21 protein-coding genes and 1 tRNA gene are annotated in these 21,158 nt (G+C 57.6%); 16 read left to right on the plus strand and 6 right to left on the minus strand.

Translation table 11 applies throughout. The features are described from left to right. Positions 1–50: 50 nt before the first annotated feature. On the minus strand, positions 51–1,415 hold the full coding sequence (locus tag ACZ5K9_RS00630) for an FAD-dependent oxidoreductase (protein ID WP_464272507.1): 1,365 nt from the start codon (positions 1,413–1,415) through the stop codon (positions 51–53). Between the two features lie 327 nt (positions 1,416–1,742). Between ACZ5K9_RS00630 and ACZ5K9_RS00635 the strand changes: the two genes are divergently transcribed. The 11 genes from ACZ5K9_RS00635 to ACZ5K9_RS00685 all read left to right on the plus strand — a co-directional run bounded on the left by ACZ5K9_RS00635 (position 1,743) and on the right by ACZ5K9_RS00685 (position 10,322). After that, entirely contained in the window at positions 1,743–1,943 is a 201-nt protein-coding gene (locus ACZ5K9_RS00635; RefSeq protein ID WP_464272508.1) for a cold-shock protein, read from the plus strand. 146 nt (positions 1,944–2,089) lie between these two features. Next, positions 2,090–2,165, plus strand: a tRNA-Ile gene (locus ACZ5K9_RS00640). Between the two features lie 204 nt (positions 2,166–2,369). Beyond that, positions 2,370–3,275, plus strand: coding sequence for a Nif3-like dinuclear metal center hexameric protein (locus tag ACZ5K9_RS00645; RefSeq protein ID WP_464272509.1), 906 nt, complete (start codon positions 2,370–2,372; stop codon positions 3,273–3,275). Next, on the plus strand, positions 3,217–3,963 hold the full coding sequence (locus ACZ5K9_RS00650; protein WP_464272510.1) for a zinc ribbon domain-containing protein: 747 nt from the start codon (positions 3,217–3,219) through the stop codon (positions 3,961–3,963). The genes ACZ5K9_RS00645 and ACZ5K9_RS00650 overlap by 59 nt, the downstream gene beginning before the upstream one ends. Positions 3,964–4,107: 144 nt before the next feature. Further along, the gene (locus tag ACZ5K9_RS00655; RefSeq protein ID WP_464272511.1) at positions 4,108–5,061 is read left to right on the plus strand and encodes a ribose-phosphate diphosphokinase; all 954 of its coding nucleotides are present in this window, start codon (positions 4,108–4,110) and stop codon (positions 5,059–5,061) included. Positions 5,062–5,212: 151 nt separating this feature from the next. Next, on the plus strand, positions 5,213–6,520 hold the full coding sequence (locus ACZ5K9_RS00660) for a uracil-xanthine permease family protein (RefSeq protein WP_464272512.1): 1,308 nt from the start codon (positions 5,213–5,215) through the stop codon (positions 6,518–6,520). After that, positions 6,517–6,981 carry an NUDIX domain-containing protein gene (locus ACZ5K9_RS00665; RefSeq protein ID WP_464272513.1) on the plus strand — a complete coding sequence of 155 codons (465 nt, stop codon included), beginning with the start codon at positions 6,517–6,519 and terminating at the stop codon, positions 6,979–6,981. Before ACZ5K9_RS00660 ends, ACZ5K9_RS00665 begins: the two co-directional genes overlap by 4 nt. Further along, positions 6,978–7,796, plus strand: a complete 819-nt coding sequence (gene fdhD / locus ACZ5K9_RS00670; RefSeq protein WP_464272514.1) for a formate dehydrogenase accessory sulfurtransferase FdhD — start codon at positions 6,978–6,980, stop codon at positions 7,794–7,796. Before ACZ5K9_RS00665 ends, fdhD begins: the two co-directional genes overlap by 4 nt. Next, positions 7,793–8,995: an aminotransferase class V-fold PLP-dependent enzyme gene (locus ACZ5K9_RS00675; protein WP_464272515.1), complete on the plus strand. Its 1,203-nt coding sequence runs from the start codon at positions 7,793–7,795 to the stop codon at positions 8,993–8,995. Before fdhD ends, ACZ5K9_RS00675 begins: the two co-directional genes overlap by 4 nt. Continuing rightward, on the plus strand, positions 8,992–9,471 hold the full coding sequence (locus tag ACZ5K9_RS00680; protein WP_464272516.1) for an N-acetyltransferase: 480 nt from the start codon (positions 8,992–8,994) through the stop codon (positions 9,469–9,471). The genes ACZ5K9_RS00675 and ACZ5K9_RS00680 overlap by 4 nt, the downstream gene beginning before the upstream one ends. Continuing rightward, the gene (locus tag ACZ5K9_RS00685) at positions 9,468–10,322 is read left to right on the plus strand and encodes an N-acetylmuramoyl-L-alanine amidase (protein ID WP_464272517.1); all 855 of its coding nucleotides are present in this window, start codon (positions 9,468–9,470) and stop codon (positions 10,320–10,322) included. The genes ACZ5K9_RS00680 and ACZ5K9_RS00685 overlap by 4 nt, the downstream gene beginning before the upstream one ends. Here ACZ5K9_RS00685 and ACZ5K9_RS00690 read toward each other — a convergent pair. From ACZ5K9_RS00690 to ACZ5K9_RS00705, 4 genes are all read right to left on the minus strand, one after another. Continuing rightward, the gene (locus ACZ5K9_RS00690; RefSeq protein WP_464272518.1) at positions 10,319–10,789 is read right to left on the minus strand and encodes a class I SAM-dependent methyltransferase; all 471 of its coding nucleotides are present in this window, start codon (positions 10,787–10,789) and stop codon (positions 10,319–10,321) included. The two genes, ACZ5K9_RS00685 and ACZ5K9_RS00690, sit on opposite strands and share 4 nt — an antisense overlap. A 139-nt stretch (positions 10,790–10,928) precedes the next feature. After that, positions 10,929–11,573, minus strand: coding sequence for a PB1 domain-containing protein (locus tag ACZ5K9_RS00695; RefSeq protein WP_464272519.1), 645 nt, complete (start codon positions 11,571–11,573; stop codon positions 10,929–10,931). Between the two features lie 207 nt (positions 11,574–11,780). After that, positions 11,781–14,096: a PEP/pyruvate-binding domain-containing protein gene (locus ACZ5K9_RS00700; protein WP_464272520.1), complete on the minus strand. Its 2,316-nt coding sequence runs from the start codon at positions 14,094–14,096 to the stop codon at positions 11,781–11,783. A gap of 20 nt (positions 14,097–14,116) precedes the next feature. After that, complete coding sequence (locus tag ACZ5K9_RS00705) at positions 14,117–15,367, minus strand: Glu/Leu/Phe/Val family dehydrogenase (RefSeq protein ID WP_464272521.1); 1,251 nt, start codon at positions 15,365–15,367, stop codon at positions 14,117–14,119. Positions 15,368–15,645: 278 nt separating this feature from the next. Here ACZ5K9_RS00705 and ACZ5K9_RS00710 point away from each other — a divergent pair, with 278 nt between their 5' ends. Both ACZ5K9_RS00710 and ACZ5K9_RS00715 read left to right on the plus strand, forming a co-directional pair. Beyond that, positions 15,646–17,211, plus strand: coding sequence for an FMN-binding glutamate synthase family protein (locus ACZ5K9_RS00710; protein ID WP_464272522.1), 1,566 nt, complete (start codon positions 15,646–15,648; stop codon positions 17,209–17,211). Between the two features lie 85 nt (positions 17,212–17,296). Next, a complete protein-coding gene (locus tag ACZ5K9_RS00715; protein ID WP_464272523.1) occupies positions 17,297–17,503 on the plus strand; it encodes a 4Fe-4S binding protein in 207 nt (68 codons plus the stop codon). A gap of 307 nt (positions 17,504–17,810) precedes the next feature. Here the strand turns inward: ACZ5K9_RS00715 and ACZ5K9_RS00720 are convergent, their stop codons facing one another. Continuing rightward, positions 17,811–19,109: a helix-turn-helix domain-containing protein gene (locus ACZ5K9_RS00720; RefSeq protein WP_464272524.1), complete on the minus strand. Its 1,299-nt coding sequence runs from the start codon at positions 19,107–19,109 to the stop codon at positions 17,811–17,813. A 191-nt stretch (positions 19,110–19,300) separates the two neighbouring features. Here ACZ5K9_RS00720 and ACZ5K9_RS00725 point away from each other — a divergent pair, with 191 nt between their 5' ends. The 3 genes from ACZ5K9_RS00725 to gspG all read left to right on the plus strand — a co-directional run bounded on the left by ACZ5K9_RS00725 (position 19,301) and on the right by gspG (position 21,100). After that, positions 19,301–19,732: a DUF4870 domain-containing protein gene (locus ACZ5K9_RS00725; RefSeq protein WP_464272525.1), complete on the plus strand. Its 432-nt coding sequence runs from the start codon at positions 19,301–19,303 to the stop codon at positions 19,730–19,732. A 20-nt stretch (positions 19,733–19,752) separates the two neighbouring features. Further along, positions 19,753–20,238, plus strand: coding sequence for a hypothetical protein (locus tag ACZ5K9_RS00730; protein ID WP_464272526.1), 486 nt, complete (start codon positions 19,753–19,755; stop codon positions 20,236–20,238). 409 nt (positions 20,239–20,647) lie between these two features. Further along, on the plus strand, positions 20,648–21,100 hold the full coding sequence (gene gspG, locus ACZ5K9_RS00735) for a type II secretion system major pseudopilin GspG (protein ID WP_464272527.1): 453 nt from the start codon (positions 20,648–20,650) through the stop codon (positions 21,098–21,100). Positions 21,101–21,158: the final 58 nt, after the last annotated feature.

Genomic DNA, 21,158 nt, shown 5'->3' on the forward strand with positions numbered 1-21,158 from the left:
CGGACGTCCCCCAAGTCCGACGCCCCCGAAAGGGGGCTATTTGTCCGTCCTCAACGGCCGACTTTCCTGGAAAGCATCCGCGCGGCAATGATCACCGGATCCCAAAGCGGCGAAAAAGGCGGCGCATATCCCAAATCCAGGTCGCTCATGGCCTCGGCCGTCAAGCCTCCGGCGATGGCCGTAGCCACGACGTCAATGCGTTTCGCCGAACCCGATTCCCCCACAATTTGGCCGCCAAGGATTTTTCCCGTCCGTTTGTCTGCCAGAAGCTTGACATGGATCGGACCACTTCCGGGAAAATAGCCGGCTTTGGTGCGGCTTTCGATGGTTTCGGCAACGTAGTCCCACCCCAGTTCCTGCAATTCGCGCTCTTGCAAGCCTGTGCGTCCAATTTCCACGGAACAGATTTTGGTCACGGCCGTTCCTAAAACTCCCCCCATAACGGCTTGGCCGCCGGCGATGTTCGTTCCGGCAACCCGTCCGTGTCGGCTGGCCACTGTGCCCAGTGCCACGTAAAACGGCCGCCCAGTCAGGAGATGGAAAGATTCGGCGCAGTCACCGGCACCCCAAATGCCCTCCACAGCGCTGGCCATACGGGCATCCACCTTCAAGGCCCCACGAATACCCAAGGGGACGCCTGCCTGAGCCGCGATTTCCGTGTTGGGTTGCACTCCGAGGCCCAGCACGGCGATTCCCGCAGGGTAAACGCCCTTGTCTGTCACTACGGCCTTCAGCCGTTGATCCTTCGTTTCAAAACCCACCAAAGATTCGCCCAGATGCAGCTTCACCCCTTTGGCCGTCAAGGCGTCGGCGACCAGACCGGCCATGTCGGGATCCAAAGTTCCCATCACTTGAGGAGCTTTTTCGATGAGGCGCACGTCGAGACCCAACAGCAGAAAGGCTTCGGCCATCTCCAGCCCGATGTATCCGCCGCCCACGACCACGGCCTGTCGGGGTTTCAGGCTCTCCACGGTTTCTCGCACCCGAATGCCGCTTTCCAATGTGTGCACGCCTAACACCCCTTGAGCGTCATGACCCGGCACCCGGGGGACAATGGGTCGAGCCCCTGTGGCGATGAGGAGATCGTCATAGGATTCCCAAAATCTTCGCCCCGATTCCAAGGACACCACTTCCACGCGCCTTGCTTTAAGATCAATGGCGAGCACCTCGTGAGCGATCCTCACATCGATGTTTTGCGATCTCCGAAAGACCTCAGGGGACCGTGCCACCAACTTTTGCTCGTCGTCGACAAGCCTGCCGACGTAGTACGGGATACCTCACGCTGAATAGGAGGTATGCGGACCCTTTTCAAAGACAATGATTTCCAAATCCTCACGAAGGCGTCGTGCCACCGACGCAGCGCTCATCCCCGCAGCATCGCCTCCGATAACCACCATACGTTTTCCTCTGGCCATTGACCGCCCTCCCGATCCGCTTCAGACAGGGTTCATGATCCTTATGACGACTTTCTTTTCACACTGTGCCCGACATGAGCACCAGAATTCAAGGGTTCAGAATTATTTTCGAGGGAGACAAAAAAAGTTCTTGGCTTTTGCCACAGAACCTGTTACAAGCCGTTCACGTTGATTGGAACCCAAAGGGGGTTCCAAAAATTTCAGATTCTTGTACGCACGTTGTGGTCCGCTCTTTGGTTTCACCGAGTGTCCGGCTTTTCCTCAGCAGCCTCGAGTCCCAAAGCATCACCCGGCATGCAGTACAGAGAACACAAGGGAGTTCGATTTATGAAGCAAGGTCAAGTGAAGTGGTTTAACGAGAAGAAGGGTTTCGGGTTTATCGAGGCACAGGGCGCCGGGGATGTGTTTGTCCACTACTCGGGGATCGAAGGGCGAGGCTTTCGAACCTTGGCCGAAGGCGACAAGGTGATTTTTGACATTTCGGAAACCCCGAAAGGTCCCCAGGCCGTCAATGTCCGACGCGCCTAATTCTCCTTAAAGACGCCACGTCCCAACGCCCCGGAAGACCCGGTCTTCCGGGGCGTTGTTGTTTGGGTCTCTTGAGGCATCCCGGTGCGACGTTTCCCTTGACACTTCGGGGCGCTCATTTTTATATACGTGTCCACCTTTTGCACGGGCCCATAGCTCAGTTGGTAGAGCCACCGGCTCATAACCGGTCGGTCCCTGGTTCGAGGCCAGGTGGGCCCACCATTTCTTGCTGGGAGAACCGACGAACATGGACCCTCGGATTGCGGATGATGTCAAAAGGCACGGCCCCAAGGGTCGGATAGCGAGCTCTCGCGGACAAAAGATGCCGATACGGCGGGGGGTGTTCCTCACAGGGAACACCCCCTTTGCTTTTTGGGGCGACTTTGTGCCGATGGCTTCTGTTTCCCGCGCAGCATGGGATCGCCGATGAAAACTCATGTCACCGTCGCCGATATCCTCCAGTGGATCGATGAACTTGCCCCGTTTCGATTTGCCGAGAGGTGGGACAATTGCGGCCTCCAAGTCGGGGATCCTCGAGCTGAAGTCACGGGTATTCTTGTGGCCCTGGACCCCACAGCCGATACGGTGCGTGAAGCCGCCCAAAATGGCTGCCAAGTTCTCGTGGTTCACCATCCGTTGTTTTCCAAAGCTCCGACATCACTTTTGCTGGATCGTCCTCCGGGGAGGGTGGTGGCCGAAGCCATCCGCAACAATGTCCACATCATCGCCGCCCACACCAACCTGGATGCGGCCGCCGTAGGCACAAACGGTGCCCTCGCCCAAGCGATGGGGCTCAGCGTCCAGGGCCCCCTGGGAGGAGAAGCTCCGACGGATCCGGATCCGCGTTATCTCGGTTTAGGTCTCTGGGGACTCTTGCCCGAGAAATGTACGGCGTTGGAACTCACAGAGCGGCTGGCTCGCCTTGTGGGCATCCACAGTGTCCGCCTCGTGGGCAATCCCGAAACACTCCTCCACAAGGTCGCTCTGTGCACGGGAAGCGGCATGAGCCTCCTCGGGCAAGCTGTGCACAATCAATGCGACGTTTTCATCACGGGGGACGTCAAATACCACGACGCTCAAGCGGCTCTGGAGCAAGGGATCGTGGTGATCGACATCGGCCACTTCGCATCAGAAGCCTTCGTGGTGGCTCCCCTGGCCGACGCTCTGCGGGCCGCAGCCCGCTGCCACAAAGCCGCTGTGGCAGTGCGGACGTGTACCGCGGAAAAGGACCCTTTCCTCACGGTGATCTTTCATGACAACAGGAGGGACTGTCTTGCAGGAACAACTCAAGTATCTGGTGGAACTCCAGATTCTGGAAAACAAGAAAGCTGAGCTGGTGCGTAGGCGTGAGGAGACGCCGATGAAGATCGCCGCCCTGGATAAAGAATTTGCGGCGTTCGAGAGCGAATACCTCCTAAAGAAGGCGGAACATGACCATGCCGTGCAGTTGCGCCGTTCGGAAGAGAAGGAGATTGCAGAACTGGAAGCTCGCATCCGTCGCAGCCGGCAAAAAGAGCACGAAGTGAAAACCAATCGAGAGTATCATGCCCTCTTGAAAGAAATCCAAGACCTTCAGGACGAGGTCAGGACTCGTGAAGACCATGTCCTGGAACTCATGGAAAAAATCGAGATCCTGTCCAAAGAACTGAAAGTCCTCGGCCAGGAAGTGGAAAAGCGCCGCAAGGCATTGGAAGAAAAAAAAGTGGCCCTGCAGCAGGAAAGCGACCAGGTGGAGGGGAAGATTGCCCACCTCGAGCAGTTGCAGGTCGAGGTCCGAAAAAAGCTTGCCCCGTTGCTCTACAATAAGTGGAGCACGCTCGCGCAGCGTTACAAAGGGGTCGCCGTCGCACCGGTCAGTCAAGGTGTGTGCCAGATCTGCCATTTGAACATTCCCCCACAAAGGTTCATTGAACTCCTTCGAGATCAAGACATCTTGACGTGTCCTCACTGCCATCGGTTCATCTATCACCCGGAAAACGAAGCCTATAAGGCCGTGCATGACGATTTCAGGGATTTTTGACATGGTGAGCACCTTCAGCTGCGCGGCATTCAAAGCCCTCCAGGGCGAGGGCAAAAGGCTTGCCATTTCAGGTCGCCTGGACTATTTAGGGACGGCTCATTTCGTGAAGCCAGGAACGTTTTGCGACGCAGAGGAGACCCGGGCATGGCGACCTATGGTTTGAAGATCTTTTCGGGCAACAGCAACTTGGAATTGGCTCAAAAGATCTGCGATTCTCTAGAAATCCCCTTGGGGCGCGCCTTGGTGACCACATTCAGCGACGGGGAAATTCGGGTGGAAATCGGTGAGAACGTCCGAGGAGCCGACGTTTTCGTGGTGCAATCCGGAGCTCCCCCGGTCAACGATCATCTCATGGAACTGCTCGTGATGATCGATGCGCTGAAAAGGGCCTCCGCACGACGCATTACGGCCGTCATTCCGTACTACAGCTATTCACGGCAAGATCGGAAAAACAAGCCCCGCGTTCCCATTACGGCACGGCTTGTGGCAGACCTCATCACGAGTGTCGGTACGGATCGAATCCTCACCATGGATCTCCATGCCGGTCAGATTCAGGGATTTTTCGACATTCCCGTGGACAATCTCTATGCCTCGCCCATTCTGCTGCCTTATATTCGGGAGCATTTCGATCACAACCTCGTGGTGGTCAGCCCCGATGCCGGCGGGGTGCCCCGGGCTCGCGCTTACGCGCAAAGGTTGCCCGCCGGCTTGGCCCTCATCGACAAGCGGCGCGTGGACGTGAACCAAGCCGAAGCCATGAACATCATCGGGGATGTGGAAGGCAAAACCGCCATCATTTTAGACGACATGGCCGACACGGCCGGGACTTTGGTGGAAGCCACCCGGGCTTTGCTCGATCGGGGCGCCCGCGAAGTCCATGCCTGCGTCACCCACCCTGTTTTGTCCGGACCCGCCGTAGAGCGCATTGACCAGAGCGACCTTAAGAGTCTCGTGGTGACCGACACACTACCCCTTCGCCCTCAAGCGGCCCATTGCGACAAGATTCGGGTCGTGTCGGCAGCGCGCCTGTTCAGTCAAGCCATTAAAAGCATCCATAACGAGGATTCCATCAGCAGCCTTTTCGATATCCAACACTAGGGAACGGCCTGGCACCCCGTGCAAACTCACACAAAATGTGCAGGGCAAGGGCGCCTCTTCCTCAATCCACGGTGTCCCGCCTGAATTCTTGACCGACCCCCAGGCGGGGCGGCAACCCAAGCCTATCGCCGCCCGTTCAGGATGGCATGCCATGGACCGCGACCGATACCTCTACGGGCTCGATGAACATCCTCCCCTCGCCCTCGCTTTGCTGTATGCCGTCCAGTGGGCCGTGATCATCTTCCCGGCATATGTGGTCGCCGCCAAGATTGTGGCTCAGGCCATGAACCTTCCGGCCCTCACCGAAGCGCGGTTCCTTCAGTTGACCCTCATCTGTTCGGGACTGGGCACTCTTGCGCAAACCCTCTGGGGACATCGATATCCCCTGGTGGAAGGCCCGGCCACGGCGCATCTTCTCACCTTTGTGTCCTTGGCTCCCCTAGGTGTGGGCGGCATTCAAGGAGCTTCTCTCGCCGCGGCGGCCTGTCTCGCTCTGCTGGCCGCAACGGGAAGAACGCGCCACCTCCTGCGGCTCTTCACTCCCAACGTGGTCGGCGTCATTTTGATGCTGATCGCTTTTTCCCTGTTACCCCACTTGATTCCTCCCATGCTGGGTGTAGATCCCAAACACAAGGATGCGTCCATTCTTGTCCTGGTGACCAGTCTTGGTCTCGTCGTATTGGTGGCGGTCTTGGGATACCGTCTGCGAGGTCTCTGGAAGACCTGCAACCTTGCCCTCGGGCTTTTTTTCGGGACTGTCGCTTTCGTTTTCCTCGACCGCGTGGATTGGAACCCCGTCCTTGCAGCTCCCTGGTTTTCTCCGCCCCGCTTATGGTCTTCCTTTTCTCCGCAGTGGCATCCAGAAGCTTTTGCAGCTTTTGGGCTGACCTATGTGGCCATTGCCGTCAACAGCCTGGGGAGTATCCAGTCCATGGCGGCCCTGACGAATGGATCGAGGGAAGACGCCGCTGTACAGCACGGGCTTTTGGTGAACGGCATATGTGGCATGGTGTGCTCCCTCTTGGGTATCGTGGGGACCGTCTCGTACAGCACGGGGCCAGGGGTGGTTTTGGCAAGTCGGGTGGCGAGCCGCTATCCTTTGGCATGGTGCGGCATCTTGCTGGCCATTGCCGCTTTTGTCCCCAAGTTCTCCGCCGCCCTTGCTGTGGTTCCCGCGGCCGTCGTCGCATCCGCTTTATGCGTGGCCATGGCGGGACAAATAGGAGCCGGATTGGCCGTCATCGCTTCCGGGAGATCCCTCACGGCTCGAGACTACTTTGTGGTGGGTATCCCTGTGCTTCTCGGCACGCTCTTGGCCTTTCTCCCCCAGTCCTTTATAGTGTCCCTGTCAGGGATGGGACGGGTTTTTCTCGGAAACGGCCTGATCTCTGGAATCGCCCTGGTCGTATTCTTGGAACACGTGGTTTTCCCCCAGGAGCCCAAGGAGTCTGTCCGGTGAAACCCCATGTGATCACGTGCCCCAAATGCGGCGCTTCCATTGGCCCGCACCAACCTGCCCTTGCCGTGGACATCATCATTCACCCGGAAGAAACCCCCAATGGAGTCGTGTTGATCCAACGACGTTACCCCCCACTGGGGTGGGCTCTTCCCGGTGGATTCGTGGACTACGGTGAAACCTTGGAACAGGCGGCACGTCGGGAAGCGAAGGAAGAAACGGGCCTGGACCTTGTGGATGTCAAGCAGTTTCGCGCCTATTCGGAAGCTGATCGGGACCCCCGGAGGCACACGGTCAGCGTGGTCTTTTCCGCCATAGGGATCGGAAAAGCTCACGCCGCAGACGATGCCCGGGGTGTGAAAGTGTTCCCACTGGGCGCACTGCCCGAGGATTTGGCGTTCGACCATCGACGCATCCTCGAGGATTACCTTCGATGGTCACTGCGGAGTGATGCGCCGTCATGACTTTTATTCCCCCCGTCGCGCCGATGAACGAACAGGAGAAGGTGGCCTCAGTCGCCACATGGATTTATTCCGTAGACGGCCCCGTGGAGCGGAGAGAACAATGGGTGATCGAGGAAACCCCCGTCACCCTGTTTGTCAACGGCCGGGAAATCGTGACGCTGTTGTGCGCCGGACATCACTTGGACGAACTGGCCGTCGGATTCGCCTATGCAGAAGGATTCATCGATCACCTTGAGGAACTCCTTGACCTTACGGTCGATCGAGAAAACGGCCGGGTGTTTCTTCAACTCCGAGAAAGCCCCGACCTCACGTCCACTCTTTGGGTCAAACGCACCATCACGTCCGGATGCGGCAAAGGGACGGTGTTTTACAACGCCTTGGATGCTCTGCTGGCCCACCCTGTGGAAAACGGACTTCGCATTTCGGCCTCGATGGTCTGGGAAAGAATGGAAGACCTGCACCGATTGAGCCGAACATACCGGAGAACCCACGGGGTGCACAACTGCGCCCTGGCAGATTCAACCGGCATCCGGGTGTTTCGGGACGACATCGGTCGCCACAACGCCGTGGACATGCTCGTCGGGCACAGTTTCTTGCACCACATGCCGCTGGACGATAAGATGCTCCTTACCACGGGCCGGCTCACCTCGGAAATTGTCATTAAGGCGGCCAAAGTCGGCCTTCCCATCCTCGTCAGCCGGAATACGGCCACCACATTGGCCATCCGTGTGGCGGAAACACTGAACATGACATTGATCGGCTACGCCCGAGCCGGCAAATTCACCGTCTATACGGGCGAGCAGCGCCTGGGATGAAAACACAGCTCTCCATGACCCCTTCACAGCACGAAATCTACTTGGATCATGCGGCCACAAGTTTTCCTAAACCACAGACCGTTGTGGCTCAGGTCGTTTGGGCTCTGGCGGAGTTGACGTCGCCCGGACGCGGGCAGTCCCCACGGGCCATGGAAGCCGCGGCCAGGGTGCATCGTGCGCGGATGACGGCGGCGGCATTTTTCGGAGCTCCGGAGGCTTCCCAAATCGTTTTTACCAAAAGCGCCACCGAGAGCCTCAACGTGGCCCTCAAAGGGTTTTTGAAAAGGGGCGACCGGGTCGTCACCACCTCCATGGAACACAACGCCGTCGCCCGTCCCCTGACCCGGTTAGCCCGGGAACGCGATTTGGACATCCTTCGAGTGCCGTGCTTTGCCGATGGGTCTTTGGACCTCGATGCCCTGCGGCGCGCCGTGGATACATCACCGGCATTGGCGGTTCTTGTCCACGCCTCCAATGTGAACGGCGCCTTGGTCAGTCCACCGGAGGCGTTGGCCATATGCCACCAGGCCGGCGTTCCCGTGCTCCTCGATGCGGCCCAAACCGCCGGCCTCCGTCCCATCTCCGTTCTGGACCACAATCTCGGCATGCTGGCCTGCTCCGGCCACAAAGGGCTTCTCGGCCCTCCCGGAATCGGACTCCTTTATGTCCGACCGGACTTGGCAGTGGAGCCGCTCATCGAAGGCGGTACCGGAAGTCGTTCTGAGGAATGGGTACAGCCGACTCAAATGCCCGACGCCTTGGAAAGCGGGACTCCGAATGTCCCAGGGATCGTGGGGCTCTGCGCAGGCATGGAGCATGTGAGTGCGACGGGGATCGAAACCTTGCAAAACCATGAGCTCGCACTGGCGGATTTCCTGACGGACGAGTTGGAGAGTCTTCCAGGGATCCATGTCCACCGGCCGGCCGTTCGAGGCGGCAATGCGGTGTCCTTTACCATAGAGGGGATGGCCCCCCAGGACGCCGCAGCGCTGCTGGCCGAATGCGGTATTGCCGTCCGTGCGGGCCTGCACTGCGCCCCTTGGGCTCACCAAACCCTGGGGACCTACCCCCAGGGCTCGATTCGAGTATCTCCGGGCTGGTGCACCACCGAGGAAGAGATCCACATTCTGCTCAAAACCCTGGACGCCATGCTCTCACGCCGGCGCCGCAGACACCTTGGAAGGGAAAAGGTCAAATGATTCGCAAGGCCCGGATCCGCGATGTCAAAGAACTTCACAGGATTCTCAACGCCTTTGCCGCCGAAGGGAAACTTTTGCCCCGATCCCTCAGTGATCTTTACACGCACGTTCGGGAATTCTTTGTTTGGGAATCACCGCAAACCGGAGAAATCCTGGGCTGCTGCTGCCTGCACATCGTGTGGGAAGATTTGGCGGAAGTGCGCTCGTTGGCGGTTGTGCCAGAACGCCAAGGCCGGGGTATCGGGACCGCTTTGGTCCGTTCCTGTCTTCAAGAAGCTCATGAACTGGGAATCGCCCGGGTGTTCGTCTTGACGTATGAGGTCAGGTTTTTTGAGAAGCTGGGCTTTCGGGTGACGGACAAGCAGGTTTTTCCCCAAAAGATTTGGGCGGACTGTCTTCATTGCACCAAGTTCCCGGACTGCGATGAAACGGCTATGGTTCTGGAAATGGAATCCCAACCGGAGGGGGCGCCATGAACGGCCGCTTCTCCGACAGCCATTGGGTGTGCGTGGGACTTGTGTCGCTCGTGGCGCTGTGGGTCCTTTCGGGATGTGCTTCACAACCGACCCCCCCGCCCAAGCCCGCTCCTGCGCCTGTCGCTTCAGCGCCAAGCCCTTCGCTTGGACCACCACCCCAGATCAGCACCGGGCCACAGCGGATCCAAGTGATTCAAGAACCCTTGACATCCTCAGGCCAACCGCGCACCGTCATCCACGAAGTCGCTCCCATGGAAACGGTGTGGCGACTTTCTAAGATGTACGGGGTTCCCATGGAATCCATCTATCGGGCCAACGGCTTGAAGCCGGGAACACCAATCCACATCGGCCAGAAACTGACCATTCCCAATGCCGTACAATTCCAAAACATCATCCCGCTCTATCCCAACACCTGCTGGCGTTACATCGTCGTGCATCACACGGCGACAGACATCGGCAAAGCGACCCTCATCCATTCCAGCCACCAAAACCGAGGTTTCTGGAATGGTTTGGGCTACCATTTCCTGATTGACAACGGCACGTTGGGCAAAGGTGACGGCCAGATCGAGGTATCCCCTCGATGGATCAAGCAACAGAAAGGCGCTCACTGCAAAGCCTCGGGAATGAACGACGCGGGCATTGGGGTCGCCCTGGTGGGCAACTTCGACGAAGGAGTGCCCACATCGAAGCAGATGCAGTCCCTTGCCCGCCTGATTCAACAACTGGCGTACTACTATCAGATCCCTCCCCAAAACATCCTAGGGCATGGCGACGTGCCGGGAGCCAACACGGATTGTCCCGGGAAAAAGTTCCCGTGGTCGGAACTCCAGCGGCTGCTTTCCCTGCGCTAACTCTTTTTCCGGTAAGCGTGCATGTATGAACGCGCCGAAGTGCCCTCCCCGCCAAGCGCCAACGTTTTCACGGGAATCAAACCGGGAAAGGATTCCGGGAAGGATTGCGGGCCGTAGTACAGGAAAAGAACGTCTCGGGTGGCATCTTCGGCCACTTTTGCCGCTAGGCGGTGATGATCATTGGCATAATTGAAGATCACATCAAATGCCTTGAAAGCCGTCCCGTTGCGGGAAAAGGTGTCTTCATCGCAGAAATCACCGCACCACACCTGGGGAAGATCCACCACATCCGGGTAGAAAAAGCTCAAAGCTGCGATGTTTTTTAAAGACCGGCGCCATAACCGTTCATCATATTCCACCCCGTAGGCCTTCAGTCCCAGAACGGCGGAGGCCAGAATGAGAACCCGACCGTCTCCACTCCCGGCATCGAGAAAACGCCATCCCGGATGGATCCACGCTTCGGCCATGAACCATCTCAATCCTTGATGAACGCTGCCCAAGGACGAAGGCACAAACTCTCCCGCACCGGTCACCGCATAGACACCGCACCGATGATCCTGGCGGGCAAAATAAGCCTGGATAGCTCTGAACGTTTCCTCAGGCGATTCATGGGTTGGGCAGATACCGACGCCAGGCTTCGGCGTCGGGCGGCACTTCCGTTCGTCGGGTTCTTGCCCGCGGTTGGGCGTCCGGGGAAAGTTTTCTTTGTGCTCGGGCCTCATCGCAGCGACTTTCTCGAACCATTTGAGAGTTCAGGGTCAGTTTGAGAGCGTTCCCTTGAGTGTGTTCTTCGTCATCGCCGTCGTAGTGGCTTACGATCATGGTGATTTTCTCATCCGTGGAAACATCGAAGTCCCATCTCCAGGCGACGTAGGCCTGGAAAGGATCTCCGATATACTGATCCGGAGGGCCGAACCTTTTTTTTAACGCATCAAGCAACTTGTCGAAAAAAACCCGACGATCGTCTTGGTATTTGACTTTTATCCTGACGATGGCTCCCGGAGTGTCACAGTCGCCGTAGACGACATACCCACTGGTGAAACCTTCAGGGACACTCACGGCCACTTCCTTAAGATAGGGCCGAAGGCGCACCGTAAAGACCGTCTCCGAACGCACCCGGCTGCCGTATTCGCTAATGTTCGTCCCTAATCGGTATCCCGCGATTTCCCGGGGTGGGGCCGGCGATGAAACCGCGTCCCCTGCTCCAAGGATGGCCGTCAGAGCGCACAGGGCCGTCACAATCCATCTCATGGCATCCCCTCGGTCCTGGATGTCGAGCATCCCAAGACTCCGTCCTAAAATTCCTGAAGTTGTCCAGTTTCCATCACCCCCTGTCCGTCTCCCGGGGCGGGTTTTCCTGCCTGTGCTGAACGAACTGGACACCCAATCCGGTGCGTCGGGCTGAACCTCCTCGGGAATCCCCTCGTCATGGTGCGGCACAGGCTCTGGCCTTGGCATTTATGGCGTTCGACGAACCATTTCGGCCAGGAATCCGATCCCCCGCTGCCGGTGCGCATCCTGGTAGACGTGCAGCCACAGTCCGTTGGAAACGCTGGGGATGTGCACGATCTTGATCACCCCGTCCCATTGAGCCTCTTGCGGGCAGATGTCGGGCAAGGCGTTTCGCAATGGCGCCGCAAAGAAACTTTCCCGAAAGACCTGCTGCGGATCGTCAGGAAACACGGCAACGGGCACGATGTGCGCCTCCACCAAATCACTGAAAAAGTGGGTCCCAAAGGACACCTCGGGCGTCACTCCCTCGGATTCAAAAGCAATTTCTCCCAACACCAGGGCGTGGTTAATGTCTTCATACCCCACGCGAACCCCCAGGTGCAGGTCATTGGTGCCCCAACGGCCTGGACCAAACAACGCAAACCGTTTCCCGGAAAGCGCCCGATTGATTCGACCGACCACCCGTCCTACAGCCGCCTTCAGCGCCGGATCTTCAAGTCGGCCGTAGGCTTTGGGGTCGATATACACCACGTATTCTACATTGGGAACCACAGCGTTGAAGAGCACCGTGGAGTTCGTAAAGAGAACACGATCTGCCGAAATCTGTTCGGGGATGTCCACCTGGGCCAACTCTTCCCGCACGGCCAGCGTCCGACACTGCAGGAGAAACAGGTGATCATCGTGCCAGGCGAATTCCACATCCACGGGATGTTCGTAAGCCTTTTCCAGGCGCTGGAGAACTTTATGAAGAAGACGGGCGAAGGGGGAGCGCCGAAGCAAGTTCTCAAAGGTGATCACCGCGTGGTCTGGAGATACGTCCTGGGTTTTGAACATGGGAGACGCCAGATGATCCTCTTCAACCGAAGAGACAACCCAGTACGAGATTTCGGGCGGCAGGTGCGGGAGGATGTCGCGGAAGGGCACGGTTTCGACTCGGCCGCTTTCCAGGTTAATCGCATCCACCAGCCGCTGGGAATACTTCACAATATGCCGTGCCGACACTTCGGGGCGCATGTCAGGGTGACTCAAGGCCACCAGCCGCGGATAGTCGTGCCCGACGCGCTCCACGGCACGTGTTCCCAAGCCGAAGACCAGTCGAGCAATTCCGTCTTCTTCCCGAATCTTGGGCGACCACCGATAGGTGTTTCGAGAAAAGGCCACACCTGAGGCCATGGGGAAGAAATACCGGCCATATCGGGTCCCCACCACCTTTTGGACGAGAACGCTCATCTTTTCATCAAAATCCAACAGGTTGTGATCCCTTCGGTACAAGATGGGCGCCGGGGCGTAGGTGCTCATGTGCACGCGTTTCAATCCCCAGATGAACTCTTCCAGTCTCTGGTCTAACGGCCCGTGGTTGCTCAAAAAGATGGAATCGTATTTGCCGGAGAACGCGTGACCGAAATTGTCTTCCAACAGGCTGGAGGATCTCAAGATGAGGGGGCATTCTCCCAATTTTTCCAAGAATCGTCTAAACATGGCCACCATGTCCGGAGGAAACGTGGCCTTGGCGAAAAGCTCGGAAATATGCTTGTACTCCTCCTCGATGACCTCACGGGTCTTGTATTTTTGACTGTGAAACCAGTGAAGCTTGTTGTGGTCGATGAAATCCGAAAATATGCCCGAGTTGAAATAGTACGACTCGGGAATGCGTAGATACTTTTCCAACTCGGGATCTTTCGGAAAGCGGCGGGGCAGAAGGATCTTGTAGGCCAAGAGCATCCCGGCCGCTTTGCCGCCGATCTTGCCGGATCTTCGGGGGTTCCAATAACTGTGGTCCAACAGGTCGTCAATATCCCGGATGGTGATGTACTTCTTGGCAATCCCCACAAAAGGCAACTGATTGGAAATGAAATGGCTGATCAAAGCCACACGCACCCCTTCCGCTTCGCTGGGGGGGATGTGGAGATCTCCCTGCGGAACGGCGCAGAAATCCTTGAGAGCTTTCTTGATCTGTTTGGACGTGGCCCCTTCGGCGTTGACGACGCGATTGAGGATTTGGAATTTTTCCAGCTTCTGAGCCAGATGGATGTGATCCTGGATCTCCTTTTCCGAAAAGGCCTGAGCCGAGAGAAAGTCCGTGAGGGCCGCGTAAGCCTCCCGGCGATGCTCCGGGGCGTCGGCCCCATGGAAAGCGCGTAGAGTCTCATTGACAATCGTGTCGAGCCATTCTTGGGTGACAACCCCCTTATCCAGCAACGAACGGAGCAGGAGCTCACGAATGGATTCCGCCAAGGCTCCATGCTCCAGAATGCGTTGCTGGACACGGTACGTGTGCATCAGCTGGATCAGCTGATCGGGGCTGAGATGGATCATCGACATGGAACCTTTCATCGTTAGGCCTAGACCCAGCCGCGCAGTTTACAGGCTTCAGCCACCCGAGCCACACTGACCAAATAAGCCGCCTCTCGAAGATCCACTTTCCGGCGCGTCGCCATCTCGTACACATCGTGAAAAGCTCGAGTCATTTTGTCATCCAGGCGGGCGTACACGTCCTTGAGCTCCCAGTAAAAATTATACGTATTTTGAACTTGCTCAAAGTACGAGACGGTGACGCCCCCGGCGTTGGCCAAAAAATCGGGAAGCACGAAAATGCCCTTGTCGTAAAGTATGGCATCCGCCTCCGGGGTTGTGGGCCCGTTGGCCAGCTCGCAAATCATGCGCGCGCGAAGCCGTGGGGCATTCTCTTCGGTGATGACGTTTTCTAGAGCCGAAGGGAAAAGCACCGTTACATCCAATTCCAGGAGCTCGGCGTTGGTAATGGATTCCGCGTCCGGAAACCCCACAACGGTCCCTGTGTGTTTCTTAAACTGGATGAGCGTCTTGGGGTCAATCCCTTTTGGGTTGTAGACGCCTCCTTTGGAGTCCGAAGCCGCCACCAACTGAAGCCCCAAAATTTCAGAACCCAGCAGGGCCGCATATTGCCCGGCGTTGCCGAATCCTTGGATTGCCATGGAACGCCCGTCCAGCGCCAACCCATAGACTTTGGCTGCCTCCCTTGTCACATAAATGCCCCCGCGAGCCGTCGCGTCATGACGACCGAGGGATCCTCCCAAAGGTACGGGTTTTCCTGTGATGACTCCAGGATGGTGCTCGCCCATCATGGTTTCATACTCATCCATCATCCATGCCATGATCTGCGGTGTGGTGTAGACATCGGGTGCCGGCACATCTTTGGTGACCGACAAGACCCCCGCAATGGCTCGAATGTAGGCTCGCGCCAGTCTCTCCTTTTCCGATTCGGAAAGTTCTTTAGGGTTGCACACGATGCCCCCTTTTCCCCCGCCAAGGGGGATGTCCACCACGGAGGTTTTCCAGGTCATCCACGCCGCCAACGCCCGAACGGTGTCCAGGGTTTCGTCGGGATGCCAGCGCAGTCCTCCTTTGGCGGGGCCGCGGGCCGTGTTGTACTGGACGCGAAACCCTCGGAAGACTTTCGTCGAGCCGTCGTCCATGCGCACCGGCATCAGGAACGTGTATTCCCTCATGGGCCATCGCAACAGCTCGTGGGTGGCTTCATCCAAGCCCAGTTTCTCCGCAGCCTTGTCCAACTGTTTCTGCGCCATCACAAACGGGTTGAGCTGGTCCTTCATGGCTTGACCTCCATCATATTCAACAAAGACACATGGACAAACCGCTTATGCTCCTTGTCCCATTTCAAACGAACCCCCTTCATTTTGTTCTTGACAGAGTGGGCCATAGTTTCTAAAAATTCATCCCGCTTTTTAAGTACTGATAAAACCCCCTGCGCACAACGGCGTGCGATATCCAGAGGGTTGCGGGAGGACAAGGGCGTCCGATCTTCTCCGAGTGCGGAGAAGACGGGCGCTTTTTTTTCGTTAAACTCAACATTCAGGAGGAGGATTCCAGCATGTCTTATAGCCAGCCGAACCGCAGCGCGGCGACCCTGACGACCACTCGCGTTGAACCGGCGCCGATATCGGGCATTTGTGTTACATGCCTGGACGGGTGTGAAGGGCCGTGCGAAATCGGCCGCTCGGCCTTGAAAGGCCGGGAGATGATCTATCCCCAACCCTTCGGGAAGATCACCGCGGGCGCAAACAAGGATTACCCCGTCGATTTTTCTCATTTCAACATTCAGGGGACCTGCGTGGGTGCGGTCGGTGTGGCGGCTGATCCCGATGTGGCTACCTTTCCTGCCGTGGACTGCACCACGGCGGTGGGAGCCGACGGTTCGATCAAGTTGGATTTCCCCGTTTTCACCGGTGCCGTGGGATCGACGGATATTGCCCGCATCAACTGGGAGGATGTGGCCGTAGGGGCCGCCATCTCGGGCGTTCTCGTCGTCGCCGGCGAAAACATCTGTGGCATGGACCCTCAAGCGGAAATCAAGAACGGCCGTATCGTCAAGTCCCCGGAGATGGAGCGGCGCGTATCGGCGTTCAAACGCTGGTACAACGGCAAAGGCGGTATCATTGTCCAGGCCAACGTGGAAGATACCAAGCTTGGCGTTCCCGAATACGTCATCGAAAAACTGGGGGTGGAGATCTTTGAACTCAAGTGGGGTCAAGGGGCCAAGGATATCGGCGGCGAAGTCAAGCTGCCCACCATCGAACGAGCCCTGCAGCTGAAAGAGCGCGGCTACATCGTCTTGCCTGATCCCACCAAACCGGCGGTCCAAAAGGCTTTTCAAGCGGGCGGCATTACCGAATTTGAACGGCACTCGCGCCTCGGCATGGTGGACGAGGAAGGGTTCTATAAGGAAGTGGAACGGCTGAGAAAGGTGGGCGCCAAATACGTGACCTTGAAAACCGGTGCCTACCGCCCGGTGGATCTGGCCCGAGCCATCAAATACTCTTCGGAAGCCAAAATCGATTTGCTCACCATCGACGGCGCCGGCGGCGGCACAGGTATGAGCCCCTGGCGCATGATGAACGAGTGGGGGATCCCCACCGTCTACTTGGAATGCATGGCCTATGAGATGTGCGAAAAGCTCCGAGCCCGAGGCGCCTACGTTCCGCCCATTGCCATCGCCGGGGGGCTGAGCCTGGAGGATCACCTCTTCAAAGCCATCGCCTTGGGTGCGCCTTATGTGAAAGCCATCTGTTTGGGACGTGCCATCCTGACCGCCGCCATGGTCGGCAAAACCCACGGAAAGCTCATTGCGGAAAAAATGGCTCAACAGGGAAGGCGCTTGGAAGAAGGCTACTTGACCCTGTTCGCCGTAGGCGCCCAGCTCAAAGAACGCTTCGGCGACGACTTTGAGAAACTCCCGCCTGGAGCCATCGGCATGTACTCGTACATCGACCGGTTGCGCCAGGGTCTGCAACAGCTCATGGCCGGCGCCCGAAAGTTTGCGCTCCAATACATCGACCGAAACGACATTGTGGCCCTGACGCGAGAAGCCGCGGATATCTCCGGCATCCCCTACGTCATGGACAGCGACCGTGAGGAAATCGAGAAGATTCTGGGCTAAGGGATGAATCGGCTCTCTCGCCAGGACCCAGAAGCCCCGGGGACCTTGAGGTCCCCGGACCGCCACATTAGAGAAGGAGTCAGCCATGTCCAAGAACGTCTGCGCCCATTTGTGTAAATCGTGTTATGCCGCCCATGTGTGTGCGGTGCACGCCATCACCGAACTGAACGGTTCCGTGTTGATCAATGCGGAAAAATGCATCGGCTGCGGATCCTGCAAGACGGCTTGCGTCGCCTTCGGATTTAAAGCCCTTCAAAGCAAGTCCACAGCGTCTTTCATGAAAGACGCGTGAGATTCTCCGCCCCATGCTCTTTAGGAAGGCCGTCGGGGTTCGGTGCACTCCAGGCCCCGGCTCGCCTTCCTCCGAAGAGCACTCTGGGCGTGCATCGGCGCCGGTCCCCTTCTTCCCACCGGAGAAGCCGGCGTGGTGGGAAAAGCCGCGCCATTTCAGACTCCTCGCCCCCGATCCGTTTCATCCATGGGAACGGAATGACGGGCCGGTTCCCTCAACTGGCCTTCTATTGCATCCGCGGATCTCAAAATTCGGGTTTCTCGTTACGATCAACGAACCCGCTTCCTTGTCTTCCGGCCTTTTCTGACTATTGCAGGATCACCCAAAACAAGCGCACGGTCTCCGATCCCAGATTGCGCCATTCTGAAGGAATGGCCGACGCCACATAGATGACGTCTCCTCTCTGAGCGACAAAGGTCTTGCGTTCCAAGACAAAGGAGACCGCTCCGCTCAGAACGTATCCGAGCTCCTGTCCCTTTCGCCTGAAAAAATGAATGCCGGCAAGGCTGCCGGGATCCATTTCAATGAGATAAGGCTGCGCCTTGGCTGCAAAGTCCCATGGGACAAAGGATTTGATGCGAATCCCTGGAGAAGCTGTGCCGATGGTCTTCACCACGGAGGCATCCGCTTCTCCAAAAACGGGAGATTCTTCAGTAGCTGAGTCTTCTGCGAAGAAAGACGCCACAGGGACCTGGAGCACTTCGGCCATTTTCATGAGAGCCGGGATGGACGGGTAAATCATGTGGCTTTCCACTTGGGAAATGGTGCTGGGCGTCACCCCGATGAGACGCGCGAGTTCCGTTTGAGAAATCCCTTTTTCCGTGCGGACTTGTTTCAAACGGCGCCCAATCCCGATTCGGTCGCTTCCCCGGACGTCCTGGGCAAACACCACCTGAGATCCGTCCATCCAGTAAACGACGGGATCGCCAAGAGTCGGCACGTTCCTCCCTTCCGCCTTATGCACCGTCAATGTGGTGGTGCCGCGCTTTACCGCCAGTTCAATGACCACTTGCGCAATTTGATTGATCTGGGCCCGAAGCCGCGCGGAGTGAGCCTTTTTTTCCATTATCCAGTAGGCGACGGTGTTGAGTTCGTACAGGCGCGGGCAGGAGTGGCTGTAAAACCTGGCCATGTCCTCTTCCCCACCCCACAGCTCTTGCATTCCCGTCAGGCTCTCGAAAACAAATCCCACCACGCCATGGAATTCTCCATGAAGCCGGTAAAGCGTGTCCGTGAAATGACCGACATCTCCAGGCTCATCCAACCGGCAGATGCGGCACGGCCACCGGCCAAATTCATGCTCGTAAAAGTCGAGAAATGGCGGAGAGCCTCGTCCTTTCCCAAAAGTGAAGCAGTCCAAGAGGAGAAACTGAGGATTCCGGGCGACCTGGCCCAACCGCTCCAGGAGATTCCTGGGAGAGCGGTCAAAACTTGCGTAGATCACCGGACGACCTTCCTCGAGGCATTTTTCCATGAAACGCAGACAGAAAAATGGGGCCAGACTGCCGGCGTCGTCATACCAGATGACATTATCCCCAATGACAATGCCGTCGAGCACGCGATCCAAATCCGGCACACCGGAAAAGATTTTTTGCCTCTCCAGCATCAAACTGATGCCTCCCCTGCAAAGAGATGACAACGTTGACGTTAGTCGAGCTGTGAAGCGGCGTCAATGCATCGGATAATACCACATCTTTGTTCTTGGGGGAGTCGGGCCCCGCCGGAAGCTTTTGCCCTCAAAGATCGGCTGTGTTAGAGTTCCGCTGCAGGACCAACTCGTGTCGAAGAGGAGCACACATGCCCACCGTGGACAACAGCGACAAAGACGATCTCTCGACGTGGGCCTCTTTGTGTCATTTCAGTGCATTGCTCGGCGCCGTCTGGTGGATTCCCACAAGCACACTGTGGCTTCCTGTCGGACATGTCCTGTGCCCCTTAGGGGTATGGCTCGTCAAACGAAAGAAATCTCCGAAGATCGATTGGGCGGGCAGAGAATCTTTGAATTTTCAAATCAGCATGACCGCCTACGGCGCACTGGGGGCCCTGCTTCTTCCGGGAGTGGGTGCCACTCTGTGGCTGTGGACCCTGGCCCTGACGGATATTTACTGGATTGCACGAGCCGGTGTCGCCGCCAGCGAGGGACGCTTTTTTTCCTATCCACTGGTATTCCTGAGGATCTTTCGGGAAACCGAAGCCATTCGTGCCATGCGTGAAAAAGAGCCTCTCTGAGGCTTATTGGAGGAGTGCCCATGACCCCCTCCCCTGAACGGCTGGTGCCGGTGCTGCGCGAGGGTGTGGAGGTGATCAAGATGGTGCTTTTTAAGTACCTGAAGGAACACATCTCCACAAGCCGCCCTCTTCTCCAGGCCACAGAAGCCCTTCGCCTGACGGGTGCCGCCGTCAATGAGCTCTTCGGACATGCCCCCTCGGAGGAACCACACCTGTCGTTCGCTCTGCGTCACGCCGCGCACATCCAAGAAATCCTTCGGGAGATCCCGAAGGATCTTGCTCCGTTAAGGGCGCCGCTCACCGACGCCCTGCGCATGCAATACCTGTGCGATCGGTTGGAGGGAAAGGATTCGCCGGAGGTTCTTAAGCAGGCCGAAAAACTGGGAATCCTCATGGTGGAACGCGAGGTGCCGCTGCCTGCGTCTTTCATGAGCCTCGTCCGTAGCTGGGGCGTGGCCAGTGGGCTCATTAGCGCCCCTATCCCCCAAGGGTCGCAAAATCCTTAAGAGGTCTAGGACTTCAGGTCCAGATCGTCAGGACTTCCGGCTGAGCTTATCCAAAAGCGCACCCGCACCCTCTGTGGCTTTTGAGGCATGTTCTCGTGGCAACCGGCCGCCCTGGCGGATCTAGGGAGACCTCCAGGGTGATGGCGGACAAACGGTCCTTTCGGACGAATCGGGCCCTCGCGCCCTGGCTGGATCTCAGGGACGGCCTCTTGGTGTTTCCCAAGTCATGTCTCGAGAGGGCTGGGTGGGCCAATCGGTTCGGACCGGTTGTCGCCGATGCCGCACAGACCCGGGAGTTGACAGATAAGCCGGAAGACTTTACGCTCCAACGGCGGCTGGGGCATCCCCGGCGGTACCAAAGGGTTTGGGGAGGAGTCCGGGCTTTTCATCACCACAGACGAGGCTGACAATGCGCATGAAGAGGGAAAAACATAAGCAGACAGAACGGATCTGGAAGAAAAACGGTCGTGGATTCACGCTGATCGAGCTTTTGATCGTCATGGTCATTCTGGGTTTGTTGGCCGCTTTGGTGGCTCCCAAAATGTTTCAAAAGGTGGGCACATCCAAAATCAAAGCCGCCAAGGCCCAGATCGCCCTGCTCGGCACAGCTTTGGATGCCTATCGCTTGGATGTGGGCCGGTACCCGACCACGGAGCAAGGTCTCCGGGCACTGCGTGTGAACCCGGGTTTTGACACGTGGGATGGGCCGTATCTTCCCAAAGACGTCCCTAAGGACCCCTGGGGTCGGGACTATGTTTACCGCGCTCCTGGGCAACACGGAGACTACGATCTCTATTCCTTGGGTGCCGACGGTCAAGAAGGCGGAGAAGGAGAAAACGCCGACGTGGCCAGTTGGCAATAGAAGGACGGCCGGGGCCCCGCACGTGCGGGGCCCCGGCTTCATTGAAAGTCCGCGGCAC

The sequence above is a fragment of the Desulfosoma profundi genome, assembly GCF_055387865.1.